Origin of the sequence: Bradyrhizobium sp. LTSP849 (genome assembly GCF_000938255.1) — a bacterium.
Lineage (GTDB): Bacteria > Pseudomonadota > Alphaproteobacteria > Rhizobiales > Xanthobacteraceae > Bradyrhizobium.
In genome coordinates this window covers 239780-251783 of sequence record NZ_JYMR01000023.1, presented here as the reverse complement: position 1 = coordinate 251783, position 12004 = coordinate 239780, and the positions used below count along the sequence as shown (strand labels likewise).

The 12004-nt window shown below is 64.9% G+C and carries 9 protein-coding genes; 1 reads left to right on the top strand and 8 read right to left on the bottom strand.

Annotated features, from left to right (window positions below; all coding sequences use genetic code 11):
• The first annotated feature begins 54 nt into the window (after window positions 1-54).
• Window positions 55-717 carry an aspartate/glutamate racemase family protein gene (locus UB31_RS17015; protein ID WP_045011670.1) on the top strand — a complete coding sequence of 221 codons (663 nt, stop codon included), beginning with the start codon at window positions 55-57 and terminating at the stop codon, window positions 715-717.
• Here the strand turns inward: UB31_RS17015 and UB31_RS17010 are convergent.
• From UB31_RS17010 to UB31_RS16975, 8 genes are all read right to left on the bottom strand, one after another.
• Window positions 714-1382 carry a flavin reductase family protein gene (locus tag UB31_RS17010; protein WP_045011852.1) on the bottom strand — a complete coding sequence of 223 codons (669 nt, stop codon included), beginning with the start codon at window positions 1380-1382 and terminating at the stop codon, window positions 714-716. The two genes, UB31_RS17015 and UB31_RS17010, sit on opposite strands and share 4 nt — an antisense overlap.
• A gap of 5 nt (window positions 1383-1387) precedes the next feature.
• The gene (locus tag UB31_RS17005) at window positions 1388-2320 is read right to left on the bottom strand and encodes an N-carbamoyl-D-amino-acid hydrolase (RefSeq protein ID WP_045011669.1); all 933 of its coding nucleotides are present in this window, start codon (window positions 2318-2320) and stop codon (window positions 1388-1390) included.
• A 100-nt stretch (window positions 2321-2420) separates the two neighbouring features.
• Entirely contained in the window at window positions 2421-4103 is a 1683-nt protein-coding gene (locus tag UB31_RS17000) for a long-chain-fatty-acid--CoA ligase (RefSeq protein ID WP_045011668.1), read from the bottom strand.
• Window positions 4100-5395 carry an aminotransferase class III-fold pyridoxal phosphate-dependent enzyme gene (locus UB31_RS16995; protein WP_045011667.1) on the bottom strand — a complete coding sequence of 432 codons (1296 nt, stop codon included), beginning with the start codon at window positions 5393-5395 and terminating at the stop codon, window positions 4100-4102. The genes UB31_RS17000 and UB31_RS16995 overlap by 4 nt, the downstream gene beginning before the upstream one ends.
• A gap of 10 nt (window positions 5396-5405) precedes the next feature.
• Window positions 5406-6986 carry a hydantoinase B/oxoprolinase family protein gene (locus UB31_RS16990; protein ID WP_045011666.1) on the bottom strand — a complete coding sequence of 527 codons (1581 nt, stop codon included), beginning with the start codon at window positions 6984-6986 and terminating at the stop codon, window positions 5406-5408.
• The gene (locus UB31_RS16985; protein ID WP_045011665.1) at window positions 6983-8992 is read right to left on the bottom strand and encodes a hydantoinase/oxoprolinase family protein; all 2010 of its coding nucleotides are present in this window, start codon (window positions 8990-8992) and stop codon (window positions 6983-6985) included. The genes UB31_RS16990 and UB31_RS16985 overlap by 4 nt, the downstream gene beginning before the upstream one ends.
• 426 nt (window positions 8993-9418) lie before the next feature.
• Window positions 9419-11029, bottom strand: a complete 1611-nt coding sequence (gene pdxR / locus UB31_RS16980) for a MocR-like pyridoxine biosynthesis transcription factor PdxR (protein ID WP_245306000.1) — start codon at window positions 11027-11029, stop codon at window positions 9419-9421.
• A gap of 28 nt (window positions 11030-11057) precedes the next feature.
• A complete protein-coding gene (locus UB31_RS16975; protein WP_045011664.1) occupies window positions 11058-11999 on the bottom strand; it encodes a dihydrodipicolinate synthase family protein in 942 nt (313 codons plus the stop codon).
• Window positions 12000-12004 lie beyond the last annotated feature (5 nt).

The window sequence follows — 12004 nt, the reverse complement described above, 5'->3', positions numbered from 1 at the left end:
GGCACTCCATGATATGCCTGAACTACGTGATCGCCATTTCGCAGGAAGACCATCATGTCCCGGCCACGCATTCTCGTCATCAATCCGAACTCCAATCCCGCCGTCACGCAAGGGTTGGAGGACGCGCTGAAGCCGCTCGGTTTCGAAGGTGGGCCCGAGGTGGTTTGCCAGTCGCTTGCTGAAGGCCCGTTCGGAATTGAAAGCCAGGCCGACGTCGACAGCGTCGCCATGCCGCTGCGTCGGTTGGTCGAAGGCGACAACAGCTCGGCCGCCTTCGTCATCGCCTGCTACAGCGACCCCGGTCTCCAGGTCTGCCGCGAGGGCACCGACCGTCCCGTGTTCGGCATCGCCGAGTGCGGCGTGCTGACGGCGCTCGCGCGTGCCGAGACGTTTGGCGTCATCGCCATCGCCCAGCGCTCGATTCCGCGCCACATGCGCTATCTCAGGCAGATGGGACTGACGGATCGCCTGGCCGGCGAGCGTCCCCTCAATATGAGCGTTGCCGAGACCGCCTCGGGCGAAGGTACGCTCGCGAAGATGATCGAGGTCGGCCGCGCGCTGCGCGACGAGGACGGCGCCCGCGCCATCGTGATGGGCTGTGCCGGCATGGCGCGCCACCGCCGCCCGCTGGAAGACGCGCTCGGCATCCCCGTGATCGACCCGACACAGGCGGCCGTCACCATGGCGCTCGGTACGGTGCAGTTCTCGCGTCACTAGGCGTCCTTCAGATCTTTTGCATCCCGGCGTGCGAGCCATTGCGCATGGCTCTCGCGCGCCAGTGCGAACGTATCCCGCTGCGTCGTATAGAGATTGCCGAACATGCGGCCGATCGGCCGGTAAGCTTCGAGATCGACATACATGTTGGCCTCGTCGACCAGGCCGTCGCGGGCATGGACCCGGAGCACCTCGCCAACGAGCAGCTCGCGATCGGGCGAAAAATTCAGCACGACATGGCGCCGGCATTCGAGCGCAAAGGGAGCCGCGGCCAGACGCGGCACCTTCACGTCGACGGAAGGGAGCGTCGCCAACCCGGTCGCCGCGACCTCGCTATCGCCGGAGGGGAAATCGACAGCACATTCGTTCATCGTCGTCGAGAGCGCCTCGTCCACCATGTGAACGACGAACTCGCTATCGCGATGGATGTTGCGGGTCGTGTCCTTTGGACTGTGATCCGGCTTGTGCTGAAGCCCCAGCACGATCAGAGCGGGACTCTCGGAGAAGACGTTGAAGAAGCTGAACGGCGCGGCGTTGACCGCCCCGTTCTCGTCCAGCGTCGTCACCAGCGCGATCGGCCGCGGAACCACCACCCCGCAGAGCAGCTTGTAGCGATCGCGCGGGTCGAGTTCGCGCAGAGAAATACCTGATGCGCCCTTGTCCGCCATCGGCATCACTTCTCCGGCGGCGGTACAGCGCCGGTCTGGCTGGTAATCAGACCATAATGCTCGATGCGGCGATGCCGGGCGAAATCGAAGATCGTGGTCTTGCCGAAGGTGGTGGCATCGAGATCACAAGCGTGAACCAGAACCTCGTCGTCCTCCGTCTTGGCCTCGGCGACGATCTCCCCATTGGGATCGACGATCAGGCTGCCGCCAAACAGCGGATGTCCGTCCTCGACGCCGGCCTTGGCCACCGCGACGACCCAGGTCGCGTTCTGATAAGCGCCGGCCTGCGCGGAGAGACGGTTGTGAAACAGGCGCTTCTCGACGCCCTCCTCGCTCTTCTCTGCGTTGACGGACGGCGTGTTGTAGCCGATCACCACCATCTCGACGCCCTGCAAGCCCATGACCCGATAGGTCTCGGGCCAGCGGCGATCGTTGCAGATGGCCATGCCGATGATGCCACCGAGTTCGCGCCAGACCTTGAAGCCGAGGTCACCCGGCTCGAAATAGCGCTTCTCCAGATGCTGGTGCGAGCGCTTGGTGTCGAATTCGACATGACCCGGCAGGTGGATCTTGCGATATTTGCCGACGATCTTGCCGGACTTGTCGGTGAGGATTGCGGTGTTGAAGTGATGGCCGTCGGGCGTCAACTCCGCATAGCCGAAATTCATCGCCATCCGGTGCTGCGCCGCGCGCTCGAACAGCGGCTTGGTCGCAGCACTCGGCATCTCGCGCTCGAACCAGATGTCGGCCTCGGCCCGGTCCTCCATGTACCAGCGCGGAAAGAACGTCGTGAGCGCCAGCTCGGGATAAACGATCAGGTCGGCGCCCTTGGCCTTGGCTTCGTCCATCAGCGCGATCATGCGCTTGACCACGACCTCGCGGCTGTCGGCTTTCTGGATCGGGCCCATCTGGGCGGCGGCAACATTGACGATACGCATCAGCGATTTCCTGGTGATCCCTTGAGTGAAGCCATAACTCGAACGACGTGCCGGCGCTGACAGCATAACGCAGCCCCGCACCGCATTGCCAGCCGGGCGTTCATGCCGTCCGCCCCCATTCGGCGTCCTGCAAAAGCCGCCAGTTGATCTTGTTGCTCGCAGTCCTCGGCAATTGGTCGACGAAGACGACGGCGCGCGGTGCCTTGTAGCTTGCCATCGCGCCGCGAGCCCAATCTATGACATCGTCCGGCGATGTCGTTGCCCGCGCCGTCTCATCCAGCACCACCAGCGCCTTGACGGTCTCGCCGCGATAATTGTCCGGTGCCGAGATGATGCAGCATTCCCGGATGGCGCGATTCTGGTACATCGCGGCTTCAACCTCGGCCGGCCACACCTTGAAGCCGCTGACATTGATCATCCGCTTCAACCGGTCGACGGCGAAGAAGTAACCGTCAGTATCGCGATAGCCGAGATCGCCCGTGCGCAGGAACCGCTTGCCTGAAAGTTCGATAAACGCCTCGGCATCGGCTTGCGGCTTGTTCCAATAGCCTTGCAGCACCTGCGGCCCATGCACGACGATCTCGCCGACGACATTGTCGTCCAGTTCGATCAGGCTCTCGGGATCGACGATCCTCGCATCGGTGTCGTGCACGGCAATGCCAAGACATTGCCGCTTGGGTGCGGCCATCGGATTGAGGTGGGTGGGCGACATCGTTTCGGTCATGCCGTAGCCCTCGACGAAATCGAGGCCGAACCGTCCTTTCAGCCGCTCGGCCACGGCGGCCGGCATCGCCGCACCGCCGCCGGTCAGCACTTTGAGCTTCGCGAAGCACCGGTCGCGGAACCGGGCGCTCGCGAGCACGTCGACGATCATGGTCGGCGCCGCGTTCCAGAACGTCACGCCATAGGTTTCGAACAGATCCGGCAGCAGATCCTTGTCCCAGCGCGCCATCAGCAGCAGCGTCGCACCGGTAACGATCGCCGCATTCATCGAACCCTGCATGCCCGCGACATGGAACAGCGGCATGAAGCCGGTCATGACGTCGCCGCCATCGAGCCCGTACCAGCGCGCCTGCAGGACGGCGGTGAACAGCGCGCTGCGATGGGTATGCATGCACGCCTTGGGCTTGCCCGTTGTCCCCGACGTATAGGGCAGGATCATGAGATCGTCCGGTCCTGCGGTCATTGGGTGCGGCCGCAAGCCTTGCGCGATCGCGGATGACCAGGAATGCCAGCCCGGCGACGACGGCGCCTCCGACGGTGCCTCGGTGACACAGGACGGCAGCGTATACGGCGTGGCGGCAGGCACCTCGTCGCGATACTGCGCGACGATGGCATGGGTGACGGCTTCGCCCACCAGTGGGGCAAACACAGCGCTGAGCTCGCTGCCGATGATCGCAACCGTAGCGCCGCTATCAGTGGCGAAATAGTCGATCTCGGCGGTCTTGTTCATCGGATTGACGGGAACGATGACCGCATCCGCCCGCATCACCGCATAATAGGCGATGACATATTGCGGCGAGTTCTGAAGCGCGATCATGACGCGGTCGCCGCGCTTCACGCCGCACGCGCTTTGCAGGAAACCGGCCAAGGCGTCGACCCGCTCGCGCAACTCGGCGTAGCTCAGGCTTGCGCCGTAAAACACCGTGGCCGGATGCGAGGGCCGATCATGCGCGGCCCGCGTTAGCGCGTCGTAGAGCGTTCCCTCCGGCAGCGCGAGATGCCAGGGCTCACTCGCCGGCCAGGCCGGCGATCGATGGAGCGTTGCGTGATCCTCGCTCACCCGTGCTCCTGGTCGGCAATATCCAGTCCGTGGTCGAGCGCATCCAGAAGCCACTCGGCTTCATGCTCGGAGATCACGAGCGGCGGCGCCAGAAACAGCGAGGTCTGCTCGCCGCTGGTTCCGATAACCGCACCGGCCTCCAGCGCCCGCTCCGCCACGCGCGAGGCGATCGGCACCTCGGTGGTGTCGGCGTGCCAGTCGCGCCAATCCGGGCCGTGCAGCTCGACCGTCCAGTGCAGCCCCTGCCCCGCCACGCGCTCCACGCTCGGATGCTTTTGTGCGATCGCGAGCAGGCGGCGGGTGAACAGCCTTTCGAGGCTCTTTACGTGCTCCAAAATCTTCTCTTCGCTGACGACCTTGAGGTAAGCACTGACCGCGGCCATGCTGATCGGATGGCCACGGAGTGTGCCGTAGTTCTGCCAGCTCGTGCCCTTGAGCCGTTCGACGATGTCTTTCGACACCACGACTGCTGCGACGGCCGCCGCGCCACCGCCAAGTGACTTGCCGAGCGTCACGATGTCGGGACGGCTTTTGGCCCCCTGGAATGCGAACCAGCGCCCCGCGCGGCCCGCGCCGGTGACGACCTCGTCCGCGATCCAGTACGAGCCCGCCTGCCGCGCACAGCGCGCCACCTCGTCCTGATAGGCGCCGTCGTAATAGATGCCGCCCTGGGTGTAATCGATGATCGTCGCTGCGGTATCCGACAGCAGGCGCGTCGCATCTGTCAGGTATTCACTCGGCGGGGCATTGTTGGCCGGCGCACCGTAGATCGCGCCATCGGGCGCCGGAAGAATCCGCACGGGTGCCATCGGCGCCGGTAGCTTCGAGCCACCGGCATGCACGGCGAGGCCGCCGTGCCATTGCGGCTGCACCGTCATGCTGCGCGACAGGCCGGTGATGCCGTGATAGGCGCGCTCGCGCGTCGCCAGCGCAGAACGCTGCGTCAGCGCCTGGCAGAGCGACAGCGCCATGTCGTTGGCCTCGCTGCCGCTGATGCAGAAGCGCACCGCGCCGACCCAATCCTCCTCGCCCCTGAACGCGGTGGCCATCAGATCGTCGGCGGCCTGCTCGCGGCCGACCCAGGTCCAGCCTTCATTGACGACAGGCGTATCCGCCGCGCTGCGGATCGCCTCCACCATCGCTGGGTGACGGTGGCCGAGCCCGCCGCCGGTGTTGCTGCCGTCGATCAGGCGGCGGCCGTCTGACAGATGAAAGTAGACGCCCTCGCCGCCGACCACGGCCATGGGCGCGCTCTCACCGGCATTCAATCCAGTTCGCAACAATTTGCTCATCGCAATCCCCTCACTCCGCAGCCGCGGCGCCGTAGCCACCGCCACCGCACATCTCGATCGTGACGAGATCGTCTTGCTGCAACACCAGGTTGGATTTGCCGTCGATCGCGACATTTGCGCCCTGCCTGATCAACGAGATGCGACAGGCCTTGCCGGCTTCGCCGCCCTGCATGCCGTACGGTGGAATCACCATGCGCTCGATGCAGGTGGTCAGATGCATCGACGGCGCAAGGATGCGATAGGTGCGCACGGATCCGTCACCTCCGCGATAGGCACCCGCGCCGCCGGAATCCCGGCGAATGGCCTGCTGCTCGACGCGGATCGCGTAGCTTGCCTCGATCACCTCGATCGGCGTATTCGATGTGTTGGACAGATGCACCCGGGTTGCCGAGATGCCGGCCCGATCGTGGCGCGCGCCTTCACCGCCTCCGTGAACCTCGTAGAGCATCTTCCACGAACCGTTTTGGCGCGGTTCGGCAAAGAACAGGACGCCCGCTGTGGTCGCTCCGCCCGCCGACAAACGTTCGGGAATGGTGTCCTGCATGGCGCGGAAGATCGCATCGACAATGCGCATGGACGTCTCGTGATTGCCGGCCGCAACGGAGGCGTTCCAGCCCGGCTCAAGAATCGAGCCCGGACGCGTGATGATGGTCAACGGCCGAAGCGCTCCGGCGTTCTGGTTCATGTCGCGCCCACTCATGATGCGCGCGGCATAGGCCACCGCCGAGCGCGCCATGAACGGCGTCGTGTTGCAGAAATTGGAGACCCGATCGCAGCTGCCGGACAGGTCGAAGGTCGCCTCATCCCCGGCGATGGTAATCTTGACGTGGATACGCGCCGGAGCATTTTCTGTGCTGCCGTCGTCGAGATAATCTTCGCCCTCGTAGACGCCGTCCGGCAGCGCACGCAACGCCTCCCGCATCTCGATCTCGGAGAGATCGTGCAGGCGCGACTGCGTCGCCGTGAAGACGGCCTTGCCGTGCTCTCGGCAAAGCTCGACGATGCGCCGCTCGCCTGCCTTGGTCGCCGCAATCTGGGCCAGAAGATCGCCCTCGCAGGATTCGGGATCGCGGACGTTGGCCTTGAGCAGCTGCACGATCGGCGTAATGACGCCAGCCTTGGTCGCGATCAGCACCGGCGGAATGCGCATCGCTTCCTGGAACGTGTCGATGGCCTTGGCAAAATAGCTGCCGGGCCAGGTGCCACCGATGTCGGGCCAGTGCGCAAGGCTGACTGCGAACGCCACGATCTCGCTGTCGACGAAGACGGGCCGCACGACCTTGACGTCGTTGAGATGATTGCCGCCGAGCGCGCCGACATTGTAGATCAGCACGTCGCCGTCGTTCAGGCTGTCGACCGGCACCACCTTAAGCAGCTCGGGGATCGTGTAGGCCATCGCGCCGAGGTGGATCGGAATGTCGCGGCCCTGCCCGACCAGGCCGCCACGGCCGTCCGTGATCGCCGACGACAGATCTCCGGCCTCGCGCAGCAGCGGCGAGCGCGCCGAACGCGTCATCACCAGGCTCATTTCCTCGGCCGCGGCGGAAAGCCCGTGCCGGATGACCTCGACGACGAACGGATCGAGCTTCATGCCGCCCTCCGCGTCAAGAACAGATTGCCGGCAGTGTCAGGCTTGGCCTCCCAGCCGGGCGGCACCACCACTGTCGACCACGCGTCTTCAATGATCGCCGGGCCGCTGACGATTTCGGTCAGCGAAGCGCGGTCGATGATTGCGGTGGCGATATCGTGGAAGCCGTCAAACGAGCAGACGCGGCGGCCGGTGGACACCGCCCTAACAGCGGTCGCCGGTCGGCTCACGACAGTCGTCGACGGCCGGCGCGCCTGCACACGCACGGACTCGATGACGCAGCTCTCGCTTGTCGCGTAGCCGAACAGCTCGTGATGCCGTATCAAAAAATCCTTCTTGAGCTTGGCCGCATCCAACGGCAAAGCGAACGGCACCGGAATAGCGTCGTTCTGGGCCGCGTAGCGCATCAGCGCCACCAGCTCGACCTGAATCTCTGCATTGGCAACGCCATTCGCGATGAGCGGCGCGGACGCATCGTCAATCAGCGTCCCGATCCGCTCCGACACGCGGGCGAGATCGATACCGTCGAGGGCTACGCGAAGAGTCTGCTGCTGGAGGAAGCTGAAATCGGCGGTGAGGCAGCCCAGCGCCGAGAACGCGCTCGAGGCGCTCGGTACGACGGCCTCTGCAATCCCGTAGAGATCGGCAAGCCCCGCAGCATGCATCGGACCGCCACCGCCGAAGGCGAGCAGCGTGCAATCGCGTCCATCGATGCCGCGCTCGACTGTGACGCGGCGGAGCGCACGCGCCATCGTTGCGTTCGCGACCTTGACGATGCCGAGCGCGGTTTCGGTCAGGCTCAGCCTCAAGGCCTGCGCGATCGGCTCGATGACCTGCGCGGCCGCCTTGATGTCGATGCCGATTCGGTCGCCGAGTTTTGTCTCGGGATTGAGATAGCCGAGCACGGCATTGGCGTCGGTGATGGTCGGCTCGGTGCCGCCGCGGCCGTAGCAGGCCGGTCCCGGCTCGGAACCGGCGCTCTCCGGCCCGACCGTCAGGCCGCCGGTACCGTTACGCACAATCGATCCGCCGCCGGCACCGATCGAATGAACAGCGAGCATCGGCTGGCGCAGCGGCTTGTCGCCGAGCATGCGGCCGTCGGTCATTTCTGCCTGGCCATCGACGATCAGGCAGACGTCGGTCGTGGTGCCACCCATGTCGAAGGTCAGCATGCGCGACGTCGCGAGCTGGCGCGCGATGCTGACCGATGCCGAGACGCCGGCCGCCGGGCCCGACATCGCCATCACCAGCGGCCGCCGCTTCACCGCCGAGATCGGGATCATGGCGCCGGCGGAATGAAACACCTGCAAGCCCGGCCCGATCGGCAGCCGCTGCTCCAGTTCGCTGAGATATTCCACCGCGATCGGCATCGCGGCCGCGTTGAACACGGTCGCCGAGGTCCGCTCATATTCGCGCGCCTCGGGATTGACCTCGTGTGACAGCGAGACATGGGCGACGACGTCCTTGAGGCGCTCGCCCAGCATTTTTTCATGGACTGGATTGGCATAGGCATGGAGCAAGGCCACCGCGACGCTCTGCACGCCTGTCTGTTTCAGCCAGATCACGAGACGCTCGATCTCCACGTCATCCAGCGCCTTCAACACCCGCCCCTCGTGATCGAGGCGCTCGGCAACGCCAAAGCATCGTTCAGGCGGGACCAGCGGCGGCGATTTCGGCGGAATGTCGAGACGATAGAGGTCGCGGCGGCGATAGCGCGCGATCTCGAGCACATCGGCAAAGCCTTCGGTGGCAACCAGCGCCACCTTCGGCAGCCGGCCTTCGACGATGGCGTTGGTCACGCGCGTGGTGCCGTGAACGAACCGCTTGACCTCGCTCTTGCGCAGGCCCACCGCCTCGATCGCCTCCAGCATCGCCTGAACCGGAGCGTCGGGGCGCGACGGGACCTTCGCGATCCGCGCCTCCGCGGAATTGCGTCGGATGGCAATGATGTCGGTGAAGGTGCCGCCGATATCTGTGCCGACTTCCCAGTGATTGTCGGAATCGCTCATGTGCAGGAATCAGCTACGCATGACGTCCGAACCGGACGCCGGGTCTGTCCCGTCCACCGCAACGTCTAATGCCAAACTGAGACCGCTCATCTTGCATCCCTTGTCATGCCACCGTCCGAGAGCGTGCGACAGAGCGGAGGCAGCCGGATAGAGCCAGAGTTGTCGCAAACCTCTAGACCAGCGCGCGGCCGACGCCGCGCCGCGCGGCATCGACTGCACGTTTTGGTGCAGCCGTGCCCGCGCAGAGAGCACGCGAGGGCGAGCTGACCCACGCGAGAAAAGTGCGGCGCACCACGGATTCTCGGCGCAAATCGCGACGCCCGCTGCACTGCAATCCGAGCATCTGAAATCGTCTGTCTAATTTGCAGGCGATCGACCGGCACTGCGGGATATCCAGGTGCCTACGAGCTATGCACGACGGTAGGCTCAGCCACTCTTTATTGTACGAACAGTAAGAGACGGTATTGCCGTGTCGGATGGTGCATGGCGGGAGCCGCTACCGATACAAGCCGCGATTCTCGCGAGCAGCGGAGAGGCATCCTCGACGCGCAGCCGCCCGTAGCCGAACACCAGGCCCTGTCGCGTCGGATACTCCAGAAAGTTTTGTGACAGCGGCTGCACATGGATGCCGGCCTGCTTCAGGACCACGGCCGCCTCGCGATCGCTCATCCGCGCCTGCATTGCGTCGGTGAACAGCGCCACCAGGTGAAGCCCAGTGACGGCGGAGGACACGGTCAGATCGTCCGGCATCAACGCTGCAATCGCAGAGATCAGCGCCTTTCGCCTGATAGCATAGACCCGTCGCATCCCGCGCAGATGCCGCAACAGGTGCCCCTCCCGCATGAACTCAGCCAGAGCGAGTTGTCCGATGCCTGAGGTGTGGACGTCGATGCGCGCGCGGCCTTTCGAAAATCCGTCGATGAAATGCTTGTTGGCGACGAGGTAGCCGAGCCGCAGGTTCGGCATCATGATCTTCGAGAAGGTGCCGAAGTAGATCACCCGCCCCTCGCGATCGAGCGAGCGTAGCGAGGCGATCATGCTGTCCTGATGTCTGAACTCCGAATTGTAGTCGTCCTCGATCACCCAGACGTCGTTCCTGTTGGCCCAGTCCAGAAGCTCGAGGCGCCGCTCCAGCCCCATGCTGATGCCGAGCGGATATTGGTGCGACGGCGTGATGACGATCAGCCGCGCGCCAGGCGCACGCCGAATTCCTTCGGAGACGACGAGGCCCTTGTCGTCGACAGGAATCGGAACGAGTTTTGCGCCCGCCGCCGTGAGTGCCCAGCGAGCCTCGACGAAGCCGGGCTCCTCGACCCAGACCTCATCTCCGGGATCGAGGATCATCCGGCTACAGAAATCCAGCGCACCGGAGGTACCTGAGGTGACGACAACCTCCTCCGGCGAGCAGACGAGCCCGCGCACCGAGCCGAGGAAATTGGCGATCTCGCTGCGCAGCCGCGGATGGCCTTCGGGCGGAAGATCGAGGCACTCCTGCTCTCTTGGATTTTGCCAGCTCTGCCGCAGCAGGCGCGACCAGTCCTTGAATGGGAACGTCGAGATGTCCGGCGCGCCCGGGCTGAACTCCGACGGCCAGTTGGTCTCGTAGTCGAACGCGAGCAGCGAGCGCCAGCGTTCCGACATCTGGGCGGGCTTGGCCACGGGCGACGTGGCGGACGGAGGCTGCGCATGCGGCGTCGCAACGGACGCCACCATAACGCTGCCACGCGGCGTCGATTCAAGATAACCCTCGGCGTAGAGCAGGTCCCACGCAGTGAGCACCACCGTGCGCGAACAGCCCAACTCCCGTGCGACCTCGCGCGATCCCAAAAATTGCGTCCCGGCCGGAAAGGTGCCGTGCAGAATCGAGCTCCTGATGTGGGCGGCAATCTGCAAGTGCAACGGTACGGCCGACGTCCGGTCGATATGCATCCCGGCAAGGGAGACGCGTTTGTTCGGTTGGCGCTTCTTGTCCATCGCGCAGACATGAATGTTGGAACGAGCGGCAATGGCCGCCGGGATCTGCGCAGGATGGGCCAAGAGCGGATTCGGGTCCAGCCTCCGCAGACTATCCTTGCCCAGCCAGCTGCAAGGCCAGTTCGAGCGCACGGAGCTCGTCCGGCATCACCGGCGGCTGCGGCGGCCGCACCGCGTCGCATGAGAGCCGTCCGAGCAGTTTCAGGCAAGCCTTGAGCCGCACAGTTGCCCGTCCTCCGGGCGCATCGCGGTAGATCGCGGCTGCCAACGGATAGAGCTTGTCGTGCATGACGCGCGCCCGCTCCCAATCGCCGGCTTCCGCCGCAGCCCATAGGTCGACCACGAGTTCCGGCACGACGCAGGCAAGGCTGACCTGGCTGCCGGCTGAGCCGACGAGATAGCTCGTCATGAGATGTTCGTCGCCGGAGCCGAGCACGATGAACTCAGGCCGCAGCTTGCGGATCAGCCTCAGATTCTGTTCATAGGCTGCGACCTCCCAGCTACCCTCCTTGATCGCGACGAAGCGAGGGTCGGCGACGAGCCGCTCCAGCAACGGCGGCGCGTAGGCCATGGCGCCCGCGCCAACTGGTGCGGCGTAGAGCATCAAGGGCGCGGTCGTCGCATCGCGGATATGACGATGGTGTTCGATGACACACTCATCGGCGTGAGCGAGCGCCCAGCTGTTGGGAGGAAACACCAGCAGCCCGTCCGCACCCGCCTGCTCCAGCGCGGCCGCCTCGCGCGCGGCCTCCAGGCTCGATTCATGGTTGACGCCGGAGACGATCAAACAGCTCTTCGGGACATGCCCGCGTGCAAGCTCCACCACGCGCTGCTTCTCGGCCAGCGACAGCACGAAGTTTTCGCCGGCGTGGCCGTTGACCAATAGTCCGTTGATGCCCGTAACGGACGTGACCGACGTGAGATGCGCGGCCAGCCTTGGCTCATCGATCTCGAAATCAGCAGTCATCGGCACGATCGTGGCGGCGTGAATGCCGCGCAGGCGATCTCTGAATGTTTGCGACACGGCCGACATGCCGA